Source organism: Bradyrhizobium sp. USDA 10063 (genome assembly GCF_054063735.1).
On sequence record NZ_JBSSGP010000002.1, the window covers coordinates 6395745 to 6417907 of the forward strand.

The window sequence follows — 22163 nt, forward strand, 5'->3', positions numbered from 1 at the left end:
GTTGTTGTGCACCGCGCTGGTATGATTTTATGCAAGGACCGGGCCGATTTTGCCGCCTCGAGGCAAGGCGCTTCGGTGGTATGATTACACATTAGGCGGCATGATCACCATCATCGAGAGAAGGGCACCATGAGACTGCTGATCGAAATCGCAGCCGCTGTGCTGTTCATCGTCTGCATCACCGTCACCAGCGCCGCTTTCGCCGCCGGCAAGACCGGACGCAGCGCCGACGCGCTGGCCTGCGGCTTCAGCATCCCGCAAAACGCTTCGCCTGCGGCTCGCTGCGCCGCCATCAAGCGGCAATGCGGCGGCAGGTTTTACGCGAACTATTGTGGCGACAAGATGCTGTCGGCGATGTGAAAGGATTTCGTCGTCCCGGCGAAGGCCGGGACCCATACCCACAGGGCTTAGAGTAGGTGCGATAGATCAGCCCAATCGAGGTTGTTCTCTTCGATCAGCCGAATTTTCCAGTCGCGTCGCCAAGTCTTCAATTGCTTCTCGCGCGCAATCGCTTCTTGCGGCGATGTGTACGTTTCCATGTAGACGAGACGGGTGACGCCATATTTCTTGACAAATTCCGATCCCCGTCCGGAGCGATGCAGCGCGAGACGGTTGCCGAGGTCGTTGCATACGCCGATGTAGAGCGTGCCGTGGCGGCGGCTCGCAAGGATATAAACGTAGTAGGCGTTCATGGTCGGCTCGACCTCGCGACAATTGAACGTTCGTGATTATGGGTCCCGGCCTTCGCCGGGACGACCATGTGGAAGCATAGGAACAAATTAAGAACACTTTAGCAACTGTCTGATATCATTGTGATTCGGTGCGCTGCCGACACAACATCTATGGCCTGTCCGTTTCCGCGAGGACTACATGTCCACCATTGCCTTCGATCAATTCGCGCTCACCCGCATCGCCGACTTTGCGCGCTCGCTGTCGCGCCTGCATCAGGCGTCCCGTCGCCAATGGGTCGATGACGACCAGATCGACCGCGAGTTCAACGCGGTCTGCATGTCGATCTGGGGCTACACCATCGACGACATCAGCGACGACCTGTTTTCGGCCGAAGATCACGCCTGGCTCGATTCGCTGGATGAAGCGCATGCGCGCATCTTTGCCGCCGAGCATGGCTATGACCTCGTTGACGACCAGGGCATGCTCACGGACTGGTGGGGCTATTGCTGGATGATCCTCGCCGAAAAGCGCGGATTGCTGACGCCGGAAAACCGCGCCGCAGCGCGCGCGGCGATCGAGGAGAAATATCTCGCCGCGCCGAACGTGATCGGGGTGATCGTCGGGCGGTGAAGTTCGCAATGACCGTGGATTAATTGATCTCTGCCCGCTTCGCCTTCGGCGCGGTCGATTTCGGCACAACGGTGACCGGCGGTGCGGTGTCAGGGCTGGTCTCGGGCTGCGGCGGCGCTTCGCCGACCGTGTCGGCCGTGACCGGCGCGACCTTCATCTCGCCGAGTCGGGCGCGGAGCTCGGAAGTGAGACCGGGGTAGGAGGCGACCGGCGTGAAGTCGGCGCTCTGGTTGTTGCCGACCCGGACGCCCGTATAGGCAACGAGGCCATCGGTGGTGGCGACCACGTCGCCGGCGCGAAGCGAGCTATCGAGCGCGAGGTCGACGGGCGCGAGGCCCGCCGGATCGCGGCCGTTGCAGGTGCAGTCCGCGCGCAGCGACTTGCGGTAGGCGAAAGCGTTCTCGCTGTCGGCATAGCGCTCGCCGGTTGAGGAGGCCGCGCCGTCGATGCTGCCGCCGTAATAAACCTTGGTCGCGCTCGCCGGACAGAACGCCTGGCAGAGCTGAACCGGTGTCGCGCTGCCGCGCAAGGTCAGCGGGAAATATTTGCCGTCGCAGCTTCTGACGCAAAAGGCCGGACCGGAACCTGCAACGCGCGGCGCCGGCGCGGCCTGCTGCGGCTGCTGCTGGTTGAGGCCGAACGGATCGAACAAATTGGGTTGCGACTGCCCCTGTCGCGTCTGCTGCTTCGCGCCGCCAAACAAGAAATCGAGCAGGTTTTCCGCCGAGACTTGCGCTGGCGCGAGCGTCACCGCGCCAACGAGGGTGGCGGCAACTAGCGACAGATGGCGCTGCATGCGCCGATCAGCAAACCCTCTACGCAACGCCAACTCCACCCGACAGAGCCAACAGTGCCGAGACGTCGTCTCCGCGCGATTCACCCTAGTGTCGGATGGTAAACGAGCAGTTGATTGCGGAAGAACTATGGAGCGAGGCGTAATTTGGCGCAGTGTACCAATGCCGCAACACTAGCTCTTCAGGAACTCGCCCGCTTTGTACAGCGAGCGGAACGGCAAGCCGGCTTCGGCGAATGTTTCCGTCGCGCCTTCCTCGCGGTCGATCATGGTGAAGACCAGCGCGATCTCGCCGCCGGCCTCGCGCACCGCTTCCACCGCCTTCAACGCCGAGCCGCCGGTTGTGGTGACGTCCTCGACGATCACGATGCGCTTGCCTTGCAGTGTCTCGCCTTTGGCAAGCCCCTCGACCGCAAGCTTCGCGCCATGCTCCTTGGGCTTCTTGCGCACGAAGAACGCCGCGATCGGGTGGCCCTTGATCCAGGAGAGCTGCGCGATCGCGCCCGCGAGCGGCACGGCGCCCATCTCGAGGCCGCCGACGAAATCAAGATGGTCGTCCTTCAGCGCTTCGTAAGTGAGTTCGGCGAGCAGGGTCGCGCCTTCGGGATCCAGCATCGTCGGCTTGAGGTTGAAGTAGAAATCGCTCTTGCGGCCCGAGGCCAGCGTGATCTCGCCGCGCCCGAAGGAGCGCTTGCGGATGATCTCGGCGAGGCGGGCGCGGGCGGCTGATTTGGACAAGGCGGCGTTCCGGGTCGTTTTACGGTGGCGCGCAATCTATCGGCGGTCATGCCGAGATTCCAGCGCCGAAAACAGGCCGTCAACAGCGCGCGGCGTCGCATCTGGCGCGGGATCCATATTCGCAAAGGCTGGTTGTAAGGGCGTCCGGTTCCGCGCTAGGGAAGCCTCAAACGATTGTGGGGGAAGCGAAAATGACCATCGAGCTGCACACCTGGAACACGCCGAACGGCCGCAAAATCTCGGTTGCGCTGGAGGAGATGGGGCTGCCCTACAAGGTGATCCCGGTGAACATCACCAAGGGCGAGCAGATGGCGCCCGCCTTCCTCGAGATCAGCCCGAACAACAAGATCCCGGCAATCGTCGACCCGGACGGACCCGGCGGCAAGCGGGTCAGCGTGTTCGAATCGGGTGCGATCCTGCTCTATCTCGGCGAGAAGACTGGAAAATTCCTGCCCAAGCCCCTGATCGAGCGTATCCCCGTCTATGAATGGCTGATGTGGCAGATGGGCGGTTTTGGGCCGATGCCCGGCCAGGTGCACCATTTCATCGCGCTCGAGAACGAGCATGACCGCGCCTACGGCCTGAAGCGTTTCATGACCGAGACGCTCCGCCTCTACGGCGTCCTGAACCGCCGGCTGGAAGGCCGCGACTTCGTCGCCGGCGATCTCTCCGTTGCCGACTTCGCGATCCTCGGCTGGGCCTGGCGCCACCCGCGGCACAAGGTCAATCTCGGCGATTTCCCCAATGTCGAGCGCTGGTACAACAAGCTGATGGCCCGTCCCGGCGTGAAGCGCGGCATGGAAGCGAAGCTGGATTGAGCTTGCCGCTTGCGCGCTGCGCTCCCTCTCCCGCTTGCGGGGGAGGGCTGGGGTGGGGGTGTCTCCGCAAATTACGCTCTCCGAGTGTGGGGAGAGAGCCCTCACGCGGCGCTGCGCGCCGACCTCTCCCGCAAGCGGGAGAGGTTAAGAGAAGAGCTCACGCCCGTCGCGCCTCAAACGCCATCTTCATTGCGAGTCCCGCCAGCACGGTGCCCATCAGCCAGCGCTGCAGCAAGAGCCAGGTCGGCCGCGTGCCGAGGAACAGCGCGATCGAGCCGGCGGCGAGCGCGATCATCGCGTTCACGCTGACGCTGATCGCGATCTGGATCGCGCCGAGCGCGAGCGACTGCATCAGCACGCTGCCTGTGGGATCGATGAACTGCGGCAGCAGCGCCAGGTAGAGCATCGCGATCTTCGGGTTCAGGAGGTTGGTCACAAATCCCATCGCGAACAGCTTGCGGGGGCTGTCGACCTGCAGCTTCTTCACCTGGAACGGCGAACGTCCGCCGGGTTTCAGCGCCTGCCACGCCAGCCACAACAGATAGGCTGCGCCGGCGAAGCGCAGCGCGTCATACGCATAGGGAATCGCGAACAACAGCGCGGTGATGCCGAACGCCGCTGAGAGCATGTAGAACACGAAGCCGAGCGCCACCCCGCCGAGCGACACGATCCCCGCTGCCGGTCCCTGTGTGAGCGAGCGCGAGATCAGGTAGATCATGTTCGGCCCCGGTGTCAGCACCATGCCGAACGAGAGCAGCGCAAAACCGAGCAAAGCGGAGGTGTGGGGCATAGAGGACTCGCGGAAGGATGCACGTTTCTAACGTGCGTCGCGCCGCGGTTCCATTGCGCAATTGCTCCGAGAGCATTTTTGCCGTCGTCGTCCGGCCGGACGACAACAGCGAGAGCTCAATGCGCCTCGTCCCAATTGTTGGCGGCGCGGGCGTCGACCTGCAGCGGCAGCGACAGGATCACGGCCGGGAATGGCGCGTCCTGCATCACGTGCTGCACGACCGGCAGCGTTGCCACGACTTCGTCATCCGGCACCTCGAAGATCAGTTCGTCATGCACCTGCAAGAGCATCTGAGCCGATAGCTTCTTCTCGGTGAGCGCATCCTCCATGCGGGTCATGGCGCGGCGGATGATATCGGCGGCCGAGCCCTGCAGGCGCGCATTGATGGCGGCGCGCTCGTTGAAGGCGCGCACCGAGGCGTTACTGGCCTTGATATCGGGGTAGTAGCATTTGCGGCCGAACAGCGTGGTGACGTAGCCATTGCGGCGGCAGAAATCCTTGGTCTCGTCCATGTAGGCGCGGATGCCGGGGAAGCGCTCGAAATACTTCCTGATGTAGGCCGACGCCTCCTCGCGGGCGATGCCGAGCTGGTTGGCGAGGCCGAACGCCGAGATGCCGTAGATGATGCCGAAATTGATTGCCTTGGCGCGGCGACGCACCTCGCTCGGCATGTCCTTGATCGGCACGCCGAACATTTCGGACGCCGTCATGGCGTGAATGTCGAGGCCATCGCGGAACGCCTGCTTCAGCACCGGGATGTCGGCGATCTCCGCCAGCAGGCGCAGCTCGATCTGCGAATAATCCGCCGATACCAGCTTGTGCCCGGGCGTCGCGATAAAGGCGCGGCGGATTTTCCTTCCGTCCTCGGTACGCACGGGGATGTTCTGCAGGTTCGGTTCGTTCGACGACAGTCGCCCTGTGGTGGTCGCCGCCAGCGCATAGGTGGTGTGGACGCGGTGGGTCTGCGGATTGACGTAAGTCGGCAGCGCGTCGGTATAGGTTGATTTCAGCTTCGAGACCTGGCGCCATTCCAGGATCTTCTTCGGGAATTCGTGGCCCTGCTCGGCGAGATCGTCCAGCACCTGCGCCGTCGTCGACCACGCGCCGGTCTTGGTCTTGGAGCCGCCGGGCAATCCCATCTTGCCGAACAGGATGTCGCCGATCTGCTTGGGGCTGCCGACATTGATCGGCTCGCCTGCGATCTCCTGGATCTCGGCCTCGACGCGCGCCGCGGTCTGGGCGAAATCGCCTGACAGGCGCGACAGCACCTGGCGGTCGATCGAGATGCCGCGCCGCTCCATCCGTGCGAGCACGGAGACCAGCGGCCGCTCCAGCGTCTCATAGACTGTCGCCATCCGCTCCGCGACCAGCCGCGGCTTCAAGACGCGCCACAGCCGCAGGATCACGTCGGCGCTCTCGGCGCAATGCTCCGTCGCCTTGTCGATCGCGACCTGATCGAACGTCAGCTTGTTCTTGCCGCTGCCGGTCAGGCCGTTCTCGGTCAGGACGGCGTGTCCAAGCCAGCGCTCGGCAAGCGATTCCAGTGCATGCGACCCGCGGCCGGCATCCAGCACGTAGGAGATCAACTGCGCATCGTCAAAGTTGCGCAGCGTGACGCCAGCTTGCGCCAGCATCACCGCGTTGAACTTGACGTCGAAGCCCACCTTCAGGATGCCCCGCGATTGAAGGATCGGCCGCAGGGCGTCGATCGCCTGCTCGAACTTGATCTGGTCCGGCGCCAGCCCTGCGTCGAACAGCCCGCTGCCGCCGCCCGCCTGCTTATGGGCGAGCGGGACATATGCGGCGTCATTGGGGCCGAGTGCCAGCGCGATGCCGGAGATCTCCGCCTGCATCGGATCGATCGAATTCGCCTTCGCCTGCACCGCGACATGGCCGGTATCGTGGATCCGCGCGATGAACGCGCCCAGCTGATCGAGGCTCTTGATCGTCAGGTATTTGCTGCGATTGATCTTGGTCTTGCGCGCCGCCTCGGCGCGCGCTTCCGCCAGCGCGATCGGCGTGCCCTTGAGGCTCGAGGCCTTGTCCTCCTTGCCCGCGGGCTTGGTGCGCTCCTTGGCGGCAGGCGGGGCTTGCGCGGACGCGCCGGGACCCGGGGCAGGCTCGACACCCGATGGCGGCAATGGTGTGAACACGCTCGCGCCACTCTTGTTGCCGGGATCGGGCTCGATATCGGAGGGGTCGATCTGCGAATATTCGGCGACGCGGCGGGTCAGCGTCGAAAACTCCATCGCCTTCAGGAAGGCGATCAGCCGGCGCGGATCGGGCTCATGCACGGCAAGGTCGTCAAGCGGTACTTCGAGCTCGACCTTGTCGTCGAGCAGGACGAGCTGCCTCGAAATACGCGCCTTCTCGGCATTCTCGACCAGCGCCTCGCGCCGCTTCGGCTGCTTGATCTCGCCGGCGCGCTCGAGCAGGGATTCGAGATCGCCATATTCGGTGATGAGCTGCGCCGCAGTCTTGACGCCGATGCCAGGGACGCCGGGCACGTTGTCGGTGGAATCGCCGGCCAGGGCCTGTACCTCGACCACCTTCTCCGGCGGCACGCCGAACTTCTCGACCACCTCGGCAATGCCGATGCGGCGATCCTTCATGGTGTCGTACATGGTGACGCAGTCAGTCACGAGCTGCATCAGGTCCTTGTCGGAGGACACGATCGTCGCGCTCGCGCCGCGCTCGCAGGCGATCCGGACATAGGTCGCGATGAGGTCATCGGCCTCAAAGCCGACCTGTTCCAGGCAGGGCAGGTCGAAGGCGCGCACCGCCTCGCGGATCAGCGCGAATTGCGGGATCAGGTCATCGGGCGCCGGCGGCCGGTGCGCCTTGTAGTCCGGATAGATCTTGTTGCGGAAGGTGATCTCGGACTTGTCGAAGACGATGGCGAGATGTGTCGGCCGATTGTCCTCGGGCATCTCGCGGAGCAGCTTCCACAGCATGTTGCAGAAGCCGAGCACGGCGTTGACCTGCAGCCCGTCGGACTTGCGGTTCAGCGGCGGCAACGCGTGGTAGGCGCGGAAAATGTAGGAGGAACCGTCGACCAGGAACACATGGTCGCCCTTGGCCGGGGCCTTGGCGGCAACGGGCTTGGGGGCGGCTTTCGGGGCTGTCTTGGCTGGAGTCTTGGAGGCTGTTTTCGGCATGGCCGAAATTTAGGGATTTTTGCAGCAAATGACAGCCTTGAGGGGGTGGAATTTTGGTCCGCCGGCCCGGCTATCCCCCGCTGTCATCATCCGCGAAAGCGGATGATCCAGTATTCCAGGGCAGCCGACGCATGCGGAGAGGTCGCCGCATACTGGATTGCCCGGTCAAGCCGGGCAATGACGGCGGCGTGCGTTACTCGGCCGCCTGGAGAGCAGGCGCCGTCTTCTTCGGCGCGATCCAGAATGCGGCGGGGCGCTCGAACAGGAAGTTGGCGCGGAGCGCGAGCGCCACGCGCCAGATCACGAGCGAGCCGATGAGGCCGGTGATGGTGACGAGCAGCGAGATCAGGCCGATGTCGTGGATCACGCCGCTGCGCAGCAGGCCGACCCGTGCGATCACCTTCGGCAGGAAGAAGGCGAGATAGATCACAATCGAATGCTCGCCGCAGAAGCGCAAGGCAGTGAGCCAGTGCATCCGCGCCAGCAGCGTGCCGGTCACGACGATGGCAAAGGCGCCCGCAAATCCCAGAGCAAGTGAAACAAGCGGCCATTCGCTCACCCCCGCCATCACCAGGGTGCCATTGACCAGCGCCCACAGCGTGAGCCCGCCCAGTGCCAGCATCGGCGCGGAACGTGCGCGGTCCGACAGCTTGAATACGTAGGGCGCAAAGAGATAGCCGGCGTAGAAATAGACGAAGCGCGAGCAGAATTCGTCGATCACGGTCCAGCCGGTCACGACATGCGCCATCTCAAGTCCGGCGGCCAGCGCCAGAATCGCAAGCGGCGGCACGTTGCGTGTCAGTTTTGTGACCACGAAGAAGATCGGCAGCAGATAGATGAACCACAGCGTGCCGAACGGCTCGATGAAGGATTCGAGATAGAGATAGCCGGTATGGCTCCAGCTCGTTTCGGCGGCAAAGGCCGGCGCCTTGAACCCAAACTGGATCGTCACCCACAGCACATAGAAATAGGCGAAGTGGACGACTTTGCGGTCGAGATAGGTCCGCCAGTCACGGTCGATCACGAGCGAGAGGAACAGGCCCGAAATCAGGAAGAAGTCCGGCATCCGGAACGGTTTTGCGAACATCACGAACGCATGCATGAAGCCGGTCTCGCCGGCGGCGGCTTCCACCCCCAGGACCGAATGCATCATCACGACCATGACGATGCAGATGCCCTTGGCGTAGTCCACCCAATCGACGCGCTCGCCCGGCGAGGCGTTGGAACGCAAGCTCGCGAAAGTTGTGCCGTTTGCAGTCATGGCTGTCCTGTTTCGGTGCGCATTTGGCGCATCTTCGGGCGGATCGGTTGCTATCGCCTTTATTCATACAAATGACATGCCGCTCGTGCCTGCTTTTTTGCCGTTTCCTCCTGGCCGGCAAATGTTCTAAGACGCTGACGGGAGTTGTGGAATCGTTAACGATAGCAAGCGGGTGGTTTCATGCGCATCGCCATGATTGGCACGGGTTATGTGGGATTGGTGTCTGGCGCGTGTTTTGCGGATTTCGGACACCACGTCACCTGCGTGGACAAGGATGTCGAGAAGATCAACGCCCTTCGCCGCGGCGAAATCCCGATCTTCGAGCCGGGGCTGGACGCCCTGGTCGCCGCCAATGTGAAGGCGAAGCGGCTCGACTTCACCACCGATCTGAAGGACCCGGTCGCCGAAGCCGATGCAGTCTTCATCGCGGTCGGCACGCCCTCGCGCCGCGGCGACGGCCATGCCGACCTCTCTTATGTCTATGCCGCCGCCCGCGAGATCGCCGCTGCGCTCAAAGGCTTCACGGTGGTGGTGACCAAATCGACCGTGCCGGTCGGCACCGGCGATGAGGTCGAACGCCTGATCCGCGAAGCCAACCCGGCCGCCGATGTCGCGGTCGCCTCGAATCCGGAATTCCTCCGCGAGGGCGCGGCGATCCGCGACTTCAAGTTTCCAGACCGCATCGTGGTCGGCACGTCGGATGAGCGGGCGCGAAAGGTGCTCGGTGATGTCTACCGGCCACTGTCGCTCAACCAGGCGCCGCTGATGTACACGGCGCGCCGCACGGCGGAGCTGATCAAATACGCCGCGAACGCGTTCCTCGCGACCAAGATCACCTTCATCAACGAGATCGCCGATCTTTCCGAAAAGGTCGGCGCCGACGTCCAGGAAGTCGCGCGCGGCATCGGTCTCGACAACCGCATCGGCTCCAAGTTTCTGCATGCCGGCCCGGGTTTCGGCGGCTCCTGTTTCCCCAAGGACACCCGCGCGCTGATCAAGATCGCGCAGGACCATGACGTGAACTTGCGCATCGTGGAGGCCGTGCTCGGCGTCAACGACAACCGCAAGCGCGCGATGGCGCGCAAGGTCGCGGGCCTCGCCGGCAATTTGCGCGGCAAGACCGTCGCCGTGCTCGGCCTCACCTTCAAGCCGGAGACCGACGACATGCGGGAGGCGCCGTCGATCCCGATCGTCACCGGTCTGCTCGACATGGGCGCAAAAGTGCGGGCGCATGATCCTGTCGGCATCGAGCAGGCGCGCAAGGAGCTGCCTGATATCCAGTACTGCGATGATCCCTATGAGTGCGTGACCGGCGCCGATGCCATGGTCGTCGTCACCGAGTGGGTGCAGTACCGCACGCTCGACCTGGAGCGGCTGAAGGGCCTGTTGCGGCAGCCGGTCGTGGTCGATCTCCGGAATATCTACCGCCCCGAGGACATGGCCGCCCACGGCTTCAGCTATGACAGCGTCGGCCGCGCAGCCGAACCGCCGGTGTAGCGATTGTCGCTTTCCCGTCATGGCCGGGCTTGTCCCGGCCATCCACGTCTTGTGTTGTGTGGGCGCAAAAAGAGCGTGGATGCCCGGGACAAGGGCCCGGGCATGACGACGTGGTGAGGCCGTGCCCCGTCATTTCGACACTTCACTTCCAATCGACGCGGTGCTCCCCGAGCTCGCGGCGACGCTTGCGGCGAAGAACACGGCCGTGCTCGTCGCGCCGCCCGGCGCCGGCAAAACCACGCGGGTGCCGCTGGCGCTGCTCGACGAGCCCTGGGTTAAGGACAAGAAGATCATCGTGCTGGAGCCGCGGCGGATCGCGGCGCGTGCCAGTGCCGAGCGGATGGCGCAGACGCTTGGCGAACGGGTCGGCGAGACCGTCGGCTATCGCGTCCGCTTCGGTTCGAAGGTGTCGCGCGCAACCCGCATCGAGGTCGTCACCGAAGGCATCTTCTCGCGCCAGATTCTCGACGATCCCGAACTCGCAGGCATTGCCGCTGTCCTGTTCGACGAATTTCATGAGCGCTCGCTCGATGCCGATCTGGGGCTCGCACTGGCGCGCGACGCGCAACAAGGTCTGCGCGAGGAGCTTCGCCTGCTCGTGATGTCGGCAACGCTCGACGGCGCCCGTGTCGCAAGGCTGCTCGGCGACGCGCCGGTCGTCGCGAGCGAAGGCCGCGCCTTTCCGGTGGAGACACGCTATCTTGGCCGCAAAGTGGACGTTCCCTTGGAGCGGCAGATGGCGGAGGCGATCGTAACAGCACTTCGCGCCGATCCCGGCTCGGTGCTGGCGTTCCTGCCGGGCGCCGCCGAGATACGCCGCACGCAGAATTTCCTTCAAGAGCGCATCCATGACGCCACGATCGAGATCGTGCCGCTGTTCGGCGCGCTCGACGCCAGCGTTCAGGATCGCGCCATCGCGCCGGCGCCCAAAGGCCGCCGCAAGGTGGTGCTGGCGACTTCGATCGCCGAGACCTCGCTGACCATCGAGGGAGTCCGCATTGTCGTGGACTCCGGCCTGTCGCGCGTCCCGCGCTATGAGCCCGACATCGCCCTGACGCGCCTGGAAACCGTGCGTGCCTCCCGCGCCGCGGTCGACCAGCGCCGCGGCCGCGCCGGCCGTACCGAGCCTGGTATCTGCTACCGGCTCTGGGATGAGCCGCAGACCGCCTCGCTCGCGCCCTACACCCAGCCGGAGATCCTGTCCGCCGACCTGTCTTCGCTGGTGCTCGACCTCGCGCAATGGGGCGTCGGCGACGCCTCCGGCCTTGCTTTCCTTGATCCGCCGCCGCTGCCTGCCTGGAGCGAAGCAAGCGCGCTGCTCCGCGAACTCGGCGCGCTCGATGCCGACGGCCGGATCACGGCGGAAGGTAACAGCCTGCGCGCGCTGGCGCTGCCACCACGGCTCGCCCGCATGATCGTGGATTCGGCGCGGTTTGGCGCGGCAGCAGAAGCCGCGGAGATCGCAGCGGTGCTGACCGAGCGCGGGCTCGGCGGCGACAGCATCGACCTCGATGTCAGGCTCGACCAGTTCCGCCGCGATCGCTCACAGCGCGCCTCGAGCGCGCGCAGCCTTGCGCGGCGCTGGGCATCGCAGGTGACTTCGTCGAAGACATCCGAGGCGGCAGGCACGCTCTCCACCGGCACCATGCTCGCCTTCGCTTTCCCTGACCGCGTCGCCCGCAACCGCGGCAATGGCAGCTTTGTGCTCGCCAATGGCCGCGGCGCCGGCGTTGAGCAGACGTCATCACTTGCGCGTTCGCCCTATATCGCGGTCGGGGAGCTGACCGGAACGGCGGCGAGCGGTCGGATCCTGTTGGCGGCGCCGATCACGCTCGAAGAGATCGAGCTGCGTTTCGCAGGTGAGATCGAGACCACGGAAGACATTTCCTTCGACCGCGGTGCGCTGGCGCTGCGCGCGCGGCGCAAGCGCGCGCTGCATGCGATCACGCTCTCGGAAGCGCCGATGGCGTTGTCACCATCGGCGGAGACCGCCCGCGTGCTCGCCGACGGGCTGATCGCCGCCGGCCTCGACAGACTGCCGTGGTCGAAAAACCTGAAGCAATGGCGCGACCGCGTGATGTTCCTGCGCAAGGCCGAAGGCGATAGCTGGCCGGATCTGTCGGACGAGGCGCTGGCGCGGGAGCGCGAGGCCTGGCTGGTGCCGGCGCTTTACGACAAGACCTCGCTGAAGGAGCTTTCGGCCGGCGATCTCTCGGATGCGTTGATGGCGCTGTTGCCCTGGAATCTGCGCGCCCGGCTGGAGCAGGAGGCCCCGACCCATTTCGAGGCGCCGACGGGCAGCCAGCTTCCGATCGACTACGAGGCCGAGCAGGGTCCGACCATCGCGGTCCGGCTGCAGGAATTGTTCGGGCTCAACGTCCATCCGTCGATCGCAAAGGGCGCTGTGCCGCTGGTGCTGGAATTGCTCTCGCCGGCGCAGCGCCCGGTGCAGGTGACGCAGGACCTGCCGGGTTTTTGGCGCGGCAGTTACGCCGCGGTCCGCGCCGATCTGCGCGGGCGCTACCCGAGACACCCCTGGCCCGACGACCCGGCCAATGCCGTGCCGACGCGCCGGGCGAAGCCTCGCGGGACATGAGGCCGCGCCGTCATTGTCAGGCTTGCCGTTAACGCTTCACTCATCCTTTTCGCGAAAATGGCAGGCTCCATCGCCATTGCCGGTCGCGGGCTGGTGGATGGCGTGGTGAAATCGGCCAGTTCCCGGAAATGTGCGTGGCGTCATGCGTAACATAGTGATCTTCGCCGCCATCCTGATCGGCCTCGGCAGCTTCATGGCGCAGATGGCGGACAAGATGACGCCGGCGTCTGCCTCCGCCACGACCGCTTCGAAGACTATCCCCGTTCAGACCTTGGCCCAGGGCGGCCGCACGTTGAGCATTCCGCGCGACTCCCGCGGACATTTTGCGACTGACGGCCGCATCGACGGCCAGCGCATCGACTTCATGGTCGACACCGGCGCCTCGCTCGTCGCCCTGAACGAGAAATCCGCCGCGCGCTTCGGCCTGCGCCCGTCGCGCGGCGACTACACCGCGACCGTCACCACTGCCAACGGTACCATCAAGGCCGCGCGCACCCGCCTTGCCATGATCGATCTCGGCGGCCTCATCGTCCGCGACGTCGACGCCATGGTGCTGCCCGACGAAGCGCTCTCGGAAAACCTGCTCGGCCTGTCCTTCCTGTCCAAGCTGAAGCGCTTTGAATACGCCAATGGTCGGCTGGTGCTGGAGCAGTAACGCTTGTTTGACGACGCAGCCTATTTGACGAGCCGGTCGACGTTGTAAATCGCGAAGCTCTCAAATCTTGCAGCTCGCCGCGACTGCAGATGCCATTTATGCCTTCTGAGTAGGCATTTCTCCGGCCAACAAATCCGCCGCAATTGTCGGTCAAGAGCGCTGATCCCGCCTTTCGCTGCGATCGGCCTTTAGCTATGGCTGCAGCGTCGACTTTCCTACTTGCGAGGCTGCCACAACATGTTTCCAAAGCCCAAGCCCGTTCTGGTTCCGAACACCTATGCCTTCGAATCCGAGCCGATGGTGAAGCCGACCGGGTTTCGCGAATATGACGCGCGCTGGCTGTTCGGCAAGGAAATCAATCTGATGGGGGTGCAGGCGCTGGGCATGGGGCTCGGCGCGCTGATTGCGGAACTCGGCGTCAAACAGGAGATCGTCACCGGTCACGACTTCCGCGGCTATTCCGCCGCGATCAAATATGCGTTGATCTCCGGCCTGATGGCGGCGGGCTGCAAGGTGCACGACGTCGGGCTCGCGGTGACGCCGATGGCGTATTTCGCGCAGTTTGATCTCGACGTGCCCTGCGTCGCCATGGTCACCGCCTCGCACAACGACAATGGCTGGACCGGGGTCAAGATGGGCGCCAACCGCCCGCTGACCTTCGGGCCCGACGAGATGACGCGGCTGAAGGAGATCGTGCTCAATGCCGACTTCACCAACAAGGCCGGCGGCGCCTATCAATTCCACGAGAATTTCCCGGCGCGCTACATCGCCGACCTGACCAACCGGCCGAAGCTGAAGCGCAAGCTGAAGGTGGTGGCCGCCTGCGGCAACGGCACCGCCGGCGCGTTCGCGCCGCAGGTGCTGGAGGCGATCGGCTGCGAGGTGATCCCGCTCGACACCGAGCTCGACCATACCTTCCCGAAATACAATCCGAATCCGGAAGACATGGAGATGCTGCACGCGATCCGCGACGCGGTCTTGCAGCACAAGGCCGATGTCGGTTTGGGCTTCGATGGCGACGGCGACCGCTGCGGCGTGGTCGACAACACCGGCGAGGAGATCTTCGCCGACAAGGTCGGGGTGATGCTGGCGCGCGACATGTCGGCGATCCACAAGGATGCGCAGTTCGTGGTCGACGTGAAATCGACTGGCCTCTTCGTCACCGATCCGGTGTTGCAGAAACAAGGTGCCAAGACTGCGTACTGGAAGACCGGCCACTCCTACATGAAGCGCCGCACCAACGAGCTCGGGGCGCTCGCCGGCTTCGAGAAGTCCGGCCACTTCTTCTTCAACAGGCCGTTCGGCCGTGGCTATGACGACGGCCTGGTCTCGGCGATCGCGATCTGCGAGATGCTCGACCGCGCGCCCGGCAAGTCGATGGCCGACCTGAAGGAGGCGCTGCCCAAAACTTGGTCGTCGCCGACGATGTCGCCGCATTGCGCCGATGAGGCCAAATACGGCGTGGTCGACGCCGTGGTGAAGCACTTCGAGGGCTTGCAAAAGAAGGGCGCGAAGATCGGTGGCCAGGCGATCCGCGATCTCGTCACCGTCAACGGCGTCCGCGTCACGGTCGAGGACGGGAGCTGGGGCCTGGTGCGCGCCTCCTCCAACAAGCCGGAGCTCGTGGTGGTGGTCGAAAGCCCGGTCAGCGAGCAGCGCATGCGCGACATGTTCGAGACGGTGGATAGCGTGCTGCGCACGCATCCGGAGGTCGGTGAGTACAATCAGAAGATTTGATTGAGATGCTCGCCACGCCCACTGTCGTCATACCCCGCGCATGCGGGGTATCCAGTACGCCGCGGCGTCTCGGCTAACGCGCTAACTCTCTGTAATACTGGATCGTCCGCCTTCGCGGACGATGACGGCGGGCGCGAAGCGCTTACGCCGCCGCCGGCACCGGCAGCGCGGTCACTGACTTGATCTTCTCCATCGCAAAGCGCGAGGTGACGTTCTTCAGCGGCACGGCGCTGATCAGCTTCTTGTAGAAGATGTCATAGCTCGACATGTCCGCGACCACGACGCGCAGCATGTAGTCGACGTCACCGGCCATCCGGTAGAACTCCATCACCTCCGGCATGGCGCTCACCGCGTCGGCGAATTTGCGCAGCCAGGCCTCGGAATGGTCGGCGCTCTCGACCGACACGAAGACGGTGATGCCGAGCCCGATCTTGTTCTGGTCGACCAGCGCAACCCGGCGCAGGATCACGCCGTCGGCCTCGAGCCGCTGGATGCGCTTCCAGCAGGGAGTGGAGGACAGGCCGACCCGATCGCCGATCTCGGCGACCGAGAGGGAGGCGTCCTCCTGCAACACGGTCAGGATTTTGCGATCGATGGCGTCAAGCCGGCGGTTGGCATCGTGCAGCGGGACGGCGAGCTCGGTCATGAGAAGAAAGTTCCATATGAAGGGGCTAAATCCCTCATATAGAGAAAAATCTTCTAAAGCAAGCCTATTGGCTGCTCTCGCACGGGCGGGCGCTCTGATCCTTTCCCAAAAGCTGTTCAACTTCAGTGCGTTGCGGGGCCGCGAAGGCGCCGCCAAAACGGGTGCATTTCAGCGCGGCGGCGGCGGACGCAAATCGCAGAGCGTCCCGCAGCTCCTGCCCTTCGGTGACGGCGAGCGCAAACGCGCCATGGAAAACGTCGCCGGCCCCGAGCGTATCGACGGTATGGACAGGGAAGGCCGGCGTCTCCTCCAGTTCGCCCTGTTCGTTCAGCCAGATCGTGCCGCGCGGCCCACGCGTTCCGGCCAGGAACGAGCCCGTCAGCTTGGCGATCTTCTTCAGCGCCTGGCCGTCATCGGTGACACCTGCCGTCTCCTGCAACGGCTCGCTCGAGAACACGAGATGGGAAGAGGCCGTGAGCAGCCCCTCCCTGAGCGACATCGCGCGGTCGACATCGACGATGACGGGGATGCCGCGTTTCCTGGCCTCGGCGCAGAGATCGGTGCAGAACTCCGCACATCGGCTCTCAGTCAGGATCGCCGCGCAATCGTCCAGCAGGACATCTGCGCGGGGCAGGCGGACCTTCCACAACTCCGGATCGCGGAAGGTGACGATGGTGCGCTCGCCAGTCGGGTCGATCATGATGGTCGAAATCGGCGTCACCAGGCCCGGCATATGCACGATATGCTTGGTATCGATGCCCTCATGGGCCATCTTTTCGAACATATATTTCGACGACGTCTCGCGCGCATCGCCGATCGGTCCGCAGATCGAGGCGCGGCCGCCGAGCCGCACGATGGCGATCGCGGCGTTCAGCGCATTGCCGCCGCAGATCTCTTCGAAATGAGTGGCATTTTCCTTGGAGCCGCGGCCGGGGACGCCGCGCACGCGAAAGGTCAGGTCTCGCACCGGCATTCCAACGCAGAGGATGCGCGGCGGAATCTTTGGCGCGGCAGTGTGGAAATTCATTTCGTGGCCCATGATCACGATTCCGGACCCGGCCGGAACCACTCTCCGCTAATAGATTGGTGCATGGACCTGTTCCCGCTATGCGCCCTCGGCGTCACCCCCATGCAGCCAGCGTCCGACCAAATGATGGGCAATGGCAAAAGGATGCGGACCAGCCAGACCGTCGGGATGCTGCCGCTTGAGCATCAGGGTCGCCTCCGCGCGATCGAACCAGCGCGCATCTTCGAGCTCGGTGCGGTCGACGACGATCTCCTCATTGGTCGCACGCGCGGTGCATCCGATCATCAGGGATGACGGGTAGGGCCACGGCTGCGTCATGTAATAATTGACGTCGGTGCAGCGGATTCCCGACTCCTCGAAGATCTCGCGGCGGACCGCGTCCTCGATGGTCTCGGCGGCTTCGACGAAACCCGCGAGGCAGGAATACATCCCCGGTGGAAAACGATTCTGGCGGCCGAGTAGGCATCTGTCGCCGTGGGTCACCAGCATGATGACGACCGGGTCGGTGCGCGGAAAATGCTCGGCCTTGCAGCTCGGACATTCGCGCTTCCAGCCACCCTCCTTCATTGCGGTGCGCGCGCCGCAATTGGCACAAAAGCCGTGGCGCTGGTGCCAAGTCACCATGGATTTTGCCATCGCGATTGCCGAAAGCTGGTCGGGTGGGACGGTGCCCTGCATCGCCATGCCGCGTAGCTCGGTGACGGCGACATCGCTGCGGCCGACGAGCTTTTCCGCTGCCTGCGGCGCCATGCCCATGCCGAATACCGGCGCACCATCGCGCAGGCCCAGGAATACCGTGCCTGGATTGGCGCCGAATTTCAGCGCCTCCTCGACCGAAAGCAGCGCCTGCGGACCGGTTTCGCCCTGCTTCACCACCAGCGAGTCGCGGTAGATCACGTAAGCGCGGGCGTCGCGGCGGCTTTCCAGCGCGAACAGCTTCTCCTCATTGGTGCGCAGATGCGCAGCGCGGTCGAGAACATTGGTGACGAAAGCCGGCTGCCCCAGCGGAAAATTGTCGAATGCTGACATTTATTCTCTCAACCCAACCAGATCTTGCGGCGAAGCGCGCTGATGAAATTCTGCACTTCTTCGGCATCATGCGCCAGCGGCGGCACCACGCCCCACACCGGGCGCGGCCAGGCGGCGTCGGTGGTGCGGCGCGCGATGATGTGGACGTGAAGCTGCGGCACCGCATTGCCGAGCGCTGCGATGTTCAGCTTGTCGCATTTGGTGACTTCCTTCAGGGCGCGCGCGACGCGGGAGATCTCGGTCATGAGCTGCGCCTGCTCGACCTCCTCGAGGTCGATGATCTCAACCGCGCCCTCGCGGCGCGGCACCAGCAACAGCCAGGGGTAATTGGCGTCCTTGATGACCAGCACCCGGCTCAGCGGCAGGTCGCCGATGTCGATCGTGTCTTCCTTGAGGCGTGCGTGCAGTGACCAGGCGGAGGCGGACATGCATATTTCCCCGTCATGGCCGGACTTGTTCCGGCCATCCACGTCTTGTTACGGCCAAGAGGAAGACAAGAGGAAGACGTGGATGCCCGGGACAGGCCCGGGCATGACGGCACCTAAAGCCTTTCTGCGTTCCCGCACAAGTCCTGCAAACGCGCCTCGCGCCACGCTTGCTTTCCGGCCCTTTTGGCCCCAAATAGGGACCGGGAGATTGGCGGTGGACGAGCCACTCGCCAACCGGGTCAGGTCCGGAAGGAAGCAGCCCTAACGAGGTCCGGATCGGGTCGCTCGTCAGTCTCCTACCTGTTTTTCCGAGCGAATCGTGCGTAAGCCGGATGTTCCGCGGTTTTGCATTCGATTCCGCTCCTTTCCGCAAAGCCGGCCCGAGAGACATTCAATTGCGGATCGACCGATGAACGACGCTGGCGCTCCCCCAAATCAGGCTGACGGCGCCGGCCAAGCCGACGCGCGGCCCTACCGGGTGCTGGCGCGCAAATACCGCCCCTCCAGCTTTGAGGACCTGATCGGCCAGGAGGCCATGGTGCGCACGGTCTCGAACGCGTTCGAGACCGGACGAATCCCGCAGGCCTGGATCCTGACCGGGGTGCGTGGGGTCGGCAAGACCACCACCGCCCGCATCCTCGCCCGTGCGCTGAACTATGAATTGCCTGACGGCTCGGTGAAGGGGCCGAGCATCCAGATGCCCGTGCTCGGCCTGCACTGCCAGGCGATCATGGAAAGCCGGCACATGGACGTGCTGGAGATGGACGCCGCCTCCCATACCGGCGTCGACGACGTGCGCCAGATCAATGACAGCGTGCGCTATGCGCCGGCGAGCGCCCGCTACAAGGTCTACATCATCGACGAAGTCCACATGCTCTCGACCGCGGCCTTCAATGCGTTCCTGAAGACGCTGGAAGAGCCGCCGGAGCACGCCAAATTCGTTTTCGCCACCACCGAAATCCGTAAAGTGCCGGTCACGGTGCTCTCGCGCTGCCAGCGTTTCGACCTGCGCCGGGTCGAGGCCGATGTGCTGATGACGCATCTTTCCAACATCGCGGCCAAGGAAGGCGTCGAGGTCGAGCCGGAAGCGCTCGGCATCATCGCGCGCGCCGCGGAGGGCTCGGTGCGCGATTCGCTGTCGCTGTTCGACCAGGCGATCGCGCATGCGGCCGGAACCGTGCGCGCGGAGGAAGTGCGGCAGATGCTCGGCCTTGCCGACCGCACCCGGGTGATCGAGCTCTTCGATTCGCTGGCGCGCGGCGACATCGCGGCTGCCTTCACCGAATTCCGCGCGCAATACGATGTCGGCGCCGATCCGGTCGTGGTGCTTTCCGACCTCGCCGAATTCGTCAATTTCGTCACCCGCGTGAAGATCGTGCCCGCCACCGCCGATAACGTGGCGTTTGGCGAGACCGAGCGCGTCCGCGCCCGCGAGTTCGCAGCCAAGCTGTCGATGCGGGTGCTGTCGCGGATGTGGCAGATGCTGCTCAAGGGCATCGCCGAGGTGCAGACCGCCACCCGCCCGGCGGCCGCCGCCGAGATGGTGTTGGTGCGGATCGCCTACGTCGCAGACCTGCCGACGCCGGACGAGGCGATCAGGATGATCGAGCAGAACGGCGGCGGATCGCCGGTGGTCGCGGGCGGCGCCGCCGCGTCGCGGGCCGCGCCATCGGCGCCTGTCTCCTCGATTGCGTCATCGCCGGCGCGTGCTCCCACAGCCGTGCCCCGGGCCAGCGCGGAAGCCTCGCTGCGACCGCAGGCCGCGGCGCCCGAGACGCAGTCGGCGCCCGCGCTCCGCATCACCAGCTTCATGCAGCTCCTAGCGCTGGCCGGCGAGAAGCGCGATTTGATGATCAAGGGCGCGCTCGAAGCGGACGTGCGGCTGGTGCGCATCGACGACGGCCGGCTCGAGATCGCGCTGGAGCCGCACGCCTCGCGCGGCCTCGTCACCGACCTCTCGCGCAAACTGGAACAATGGACCGGCCGGCGCTGGACCGTGATCGTCTCCAACGAGGCCGGGCAGCCGACCATTCGCTCGCAAAATCTCGCCGAGAAGAGCCAGCGCGAGCGCGCGGCCGAAGCCGATCCGCGGGTGAAGGAGGTCCTGGCCCGTTTTCCCGGCGCCAAGGTCGTCGAGGTGCGCAGGCTTGCCGCCGAGCCGGCGGAAACCGATATTGTCGGGGAAGACCCTATCGAGAGTGGCGACGGCGACGATTAGCGCGATCGGGGATCATGCGCGAACAAATTGAAGGGACCACCGATGGCTGATTTTCTCGGCATGATGAAGCAGGCGGCGCAACTGCAGTCCAAGATGCAGGCGATGCAGGAAGAGCTCGGCAATGTCGAAGTCGAGGGCATTTCCGGCGGCGGCCTCGTCGCCGTGCGCATGAGCGCGAAGATGGAAGTCAAGGGCGTCAGGATCGATCCGTCACTGATGAAGCCGGAGGAACGCGAGATACTCGAAGATCTCCTGGTCACCGCGCATAATGACGCGCGCCGCAAGGCGGAACTCGCGGTGCAGGAGAAGATGCAGGCGCTCACCGGCGGGCTCGGCCTGCCGCCCGGACTTGGTCTCACCTGAAATGGCCACAAGCGTCGCCGGACCTGAAATCGAGCGCCTGATCCAGCTCCTGGCGCGGCTGCCGGGCCTCGGTCCACGCTCGGCCCGGCGCGCGGCGCTGCACCTGATCAAGAAGCGCGAAGCCCTGATGACGCCGCTCGCCTCGGCGCTGCAGGTGGCGATCGATAAGATCCAGGTCTGCAAGACCTGCGGCAATATCGATACGCAGAATCCCTGCACGGTCTGCACCGATCCGCGGCGCGATCCGTCCATCATCGTCGTGGTCGCCGACGTCGCCGATCTCTGGGCGCTGGAACGGGCGAACGCGACCAATGGACGCTATCACGTCCTCGGCGCGACGCTGTCGCCGCTCGATGGCGTCGGCCCGCAGGATCTCACCATCGACCAGCTCGTAGCGCGCGCGCATGATCCGGAGGTGAGCGAGATCATCCTGGCGCTGAATGCAACCGTGGATGGCCAGACCACGGCGCACTACATCACCGATCTGCTTCAAGACGCCAATGTCAGGGTGACACGGCTGGCGCATGGCGTGCCGGTCGGCGGCGAGCTTGATTACCTCGATGAAGGTACGCTATCCGCAGCCATGCGGCAGCGAACGCTCTTCTAGCTAAAGATCAACGGAACTGAACGAGATGACGAAACACCGATTCGGCATTCGCCTGTGCTTTGCGGTCATTCTGGGAGCGGCGCTGGCCGCACCTGCCGCGCTGGCCCAAGAGGAGGAGCCTTCGCCGAAGCCGGGCAAGCCGATTCATGCCGGCGACGTGCTGTCGGGCGAACTCAACACATTGCGCGTCCGCGACATCAAGAAAGCCGGCAAGCGCATCGCAACCTATCAGTTGACCAGCGAACCGCGCCGCCTGCCGCCGCCGAACGGGCTGTGCAATCTCGAGACGGGTCCTGAGACGTTCCAGCTTGTCCCTGCCAATGACGCCCAGGCTGCGCAACTGAGGCCCTTTGTCGGCAAGGAAATCTCGGTGAAAGTCGACGAAGTCGCCTGCGCGGAGGAGGCCGGCCAGATGAGTGAGGCGGTGGTCACCAAGTGGAGCGTGGTGACGAAGCATTGATCGCTCTCAGCCGTCGTCCCGGCTCGCGCTTCGCTTGGCC

Annotated in this window: 21 protein-coding genes and 1 other RNA gene; 12 read left to right on the plus strand and 10 right to left on the minus strand. The window is 64.6% G+C overall.

Annotated elements, in window-relative coordinates:
* Positions 1–129 precede the first annotated feature (129 nt).
* Positions 130–360 carry a hypothetical protein gene (locus tag ACVJGD_RS32235; RefSeq protein WP_456637990.1) on the plus strand — a complete coding sequence of 77 codons (231 nt, stop codon included), beginning with the start codon at positions 130–132 and terminating at the stop codon, positions 358–360.
* Between the two features lie 47 nt (positions 361–407).
* On the opposite strand, the gene ACVJGD_RS32240 is transcribed toward ACVJGD_RS32235, so the two are convergent.
* Positions 408–692, minus strand: a complete 285-nt coding sequence (locus ACVJGD_RS32240) for a GIY-YIG nuclease family protein (RefSeq protein WP_456637991.1) — start codon at positions 690–692, stop codon at positions 408–410.
* 178 nt (positions 693–870) lie between these two features.
* Here ACVJGD_RS32240 and ACVJGD_RS32245 point away from each other — a divergent pair, with 178 nt between their 5' ends.
* Positions 871–1302 (plus strand): hypothetical protein, encoded by a 432-nt coding sequence (locus ACVJGD_RS32245; RefSeq protein WP_456637992.1) that lies wholly within the window; start codon positions 871–873, stop codon positions 1300–1302.
* 19 nt (positions 1303–1321) lie between these two features.
* Here ACVJGD_RS32245 and ACVJGD_RS32250 read toward each other — a convergent pair whose 3' ends face one another.
* Complete coding sequence (locus ACVJGD_RS32250) at positions 1322–2098, minus strand: DUF2865 domain-containing protein (protein WP_456637993.1); 777 nt, start codon at positions 2096–2098, stop codon at positions 1322–1324.
* 171 nt (positions 2099–2269) lie between these two features.
* Positions 2270–2833, minus strand: coding sequence for an orotate phosphoribosyltransferase (gene pyrE / locus ACVJGD_RS32255; protein ID WP_456637994.1), 564 nt, complete (start codon positions 2831–2833; stop codon positions 2270–2272).
* A 191-nt stretch (positions 2834–3024) separates the two neighbouring features.
* Here pyrE and ACVJGD_RS32260 point away from each other — a divergent pair, with 191 nt between their 5' ends.
* The gene (locus ACVJGD_RS32260) at positions 3025–3651 is read left to right on the plus strand and encodes a glutathione S-transferase family protein (RefSeq protein WP_456637995.1); all 627 of its coding nucleotides are present in this window, start codon (positions 3025–3027) and stop codon (positions 3649–3651) included.
* Positions 3652–3808: 157 nt separating this feature from the next.
* Here the strand turns inward: ACVJGD_RS32260 and ACVJGD_RS32265 are convergent, their stop codons facing one another.
* The 3 genes from ACVJGD_RS32265 to ACVJGD_RS32275 all read right to left on the minus strand — a co-directional run bounded on the left by ACVJGD_RS32265 (position 3809) and on the right by ACVJGD_RS32275 (position 8860).
* Positions 3809–4441, minus strand: coding sequence for a LysE family translocator (locus tag ACVJGD_RS32265; RefSeq protein WP_456637996.1), 633 nt, complete (start codon positions 4439–4441; stop codon positions 3809–3811).
* 116 nt (positions 4442–4557) lie between these two features.
* Entirely contained in the window at positions 4558–7599 is a 3042-nt protein-coding gene (polA, locus tag ACVJGD_RS32270) for a DNA polymerase I (RefSeq protein WP_456637997.1), read from the minus strand.
* Between the two features lie 193 nt (positions 7600–7792).
* On the minus strand, positions 7793–8860 hold the full coding sequence (locus ACVJGD_RS32275) for an acyltransferase family protein (RefSeq protein ID WP_456637998.1): 1068 nt from the start codon (positions 8858–8860) through the stop codon (positions 7793–7795).
* A 180-nt stretch (positions 8861–9040) separates the two neighbouring features.
* Here ACVJGD_RS32275 and ACVJGD_RS32280 point away from each other — a divergent pair, with 180 nt between their 5' ends.
* The 4 genes from ACVJGD_RS32280 to ACVJGD_RS32295 all read left to right on the plus strand — a co-directional run bounded on the left by ACVJGD_RS32280 (position 9041) and on the right by ACVJGD_RS32295 (position 15345).
* Positions 9041–10357, plus strand: coding sequence for a UDP-glucose dehydrogenase family protein (locus ACVJGD_RS32280; protein ID WP_456637999.1), 1317 nt, complete (start codon positions 9041–9043; stop codon positions 10355–10357).
* 121 nt (positions 10358–10478) lie between these two features.
* On the plus strand, positions 10479–12953 hold the full coding sequence (gene hrpB, locus ACVJGD_RS32285; RefSeq protein WP_456638000.1) for an ATP-dependent helicase HrpB: 2475 nt from the start codon (positions 10479–10481) through the stop codon (positions 12951–12953).
* 142 nt (positions 12954–13095) lie between these two features.
* Positions 13096–13608 carry a TIGR02281 family clan AA aspartic protease gene (locus tag ACVJGD_RS32290; RefSeq protein ID WP_456638001.1) on the plus strand — a complete coding sequence of 171 codons (513 nt, stop codon included), beginning with the start codon at positions 13096–13098 and terminating at the stop codon, positions 13606–13608.
* 237 nt (positions 13609–13845) lie between these two features.
* Positions 13846–15345, plus strand: a complete 1500-nt coding sequence (locus tag ACVJGD_RS32295; RefSeq protein WP_456638002.1) for a phosphomannomutase/phosphoglucomutase — start codon at positions 13846–13848, stop codon at positions 15343–15345.
* Positions 15346–15487: 142 nt separating this feature from the next.
* Here ACVJGD_RS32295 and ACVJGD_RS32300 read toward each other — a convergent pair whose 3' ends face one another.
* The 4 genes from ACVJGD_RS32300 to ACVJGD_RS32315 all read right to left on the minus strand — a co-directional run bounded on the left by ACVJGD_RS32300 (position 15488) and on the right by ACVJGD_RS32315 (position 18475).
* Positions 15488–15991 (minus strand): Lrp/AsnC family transcriptional regulator, encoded by a 504-nt coding sequence (locus tag ACVJGD_RS32300; RefSeq protein WP_456638003.1) that lies wholly within the window; start codon positions 15989–15991, stop codon positions 15488–15490.
* Between the two features lie 64 nt (positions 15992–16055).
* Positions 16056–17018 carry a sugar kinase gene (locus ACVJGD_RS32305; RefSeq protein ID WP_456640446.1) on the minus strand — a complete coding sequence of 321 codons (963 nt, stop codon included), beginning with the start codon at positions 17016–17018 and terminating at the stop codon, positions 16056–16058.
* A gap of 78 nt (positions 17019–17096) precedes the next feature.
* Positions 17097–18047 carry an NAD(+) diphosphatase gene (gene nudC / locus ACVJGD_RS32310; protein WP_456638004.1) on the minus strand — a complete coding sequence of 317 codons (951 nt, stop codon included), beginning with the start codon at positions 18045–18047 and terminating at the stop codon, positions 17097–17099.
* An 8-nt stretch (positions 18048–18055) separates the two neighbouring features.
* Positions 18056–18475, minus strand: coding sequence for an HIT domain-containing protein (locus ACVJGD_RS32315; protein WP_456638005.1), 420 nt, complete (start codon positions 18473–18475; stop codon positions 18056–18058).
* A 203-nt stretch (positions 18476–18678) separates the two neighbouring features.
* On the opposite strand from ACVJGD_RS32315, the gene ffs reads away from it, so the two are divergent.
* The 5 genes from ffs (at position 18679) to ACVJGD_RS32340 (ending at position 22123) form a co-directional block, all read left to right on the plus strand.
* An RNA gene (gene ffs, locus ACVJGD_RS32320) (signal recognition particle sRNA small type) lies at positions 18679–18775 on the plus strand.
* Positions 18776–18884: 109 nt separating this feature from the next.
* The gene (locus ACVJGD_RS32325; RefSeq protein WP_456638006.1) at positions 18885–20693 is read left to right on the plus strand and encodes a DNA polymerase III subunit gamma/tau; all 1809 of its coding nucleotides are present in this window, start codon (positions 18885–18887) and stop codon (positions 20691–20693) included.
* Positions 20694–20735: 42 nt separating this feature from the next.
* A complete protein-coding gene (locus ACVJGD_RS32330) occupies positions 20736–21056 on the plus strand; it encodes a YbaB/EbfC family nucleoid-associated protein (protein WP_130584317.1) in 321 nt (106 codons plus the stop codon).
* A 1-nt stretch (position 21057) separates the two neighbouring features.
* Positions 21058–21663, plus strand: coding sequence for a recombination mediator RecR (gene recR / locus ACVJGD_RS32335; RefSeq protein ID WP_456638007.1), 606 nt, complete (start codon positions 21058–21060; stop codon positions 21661–21663).
* A 25-nt stretch (positions 21664–21688) separates the two neighbouring features.
* The gene (locus tag ACVJGD_RS32340; RefSeq protein ID WP_456638008.1) at positions 21689–22123 is read left to right on the plus strand and encodes a hypothetical protein; all 435 of its coding nucleotides are present in this window, start codon (positions 21689–21691) and stop codon (positions 22121–22123) included.
* Positions 22124–22163: the final 40 nt, after the last annotated feature.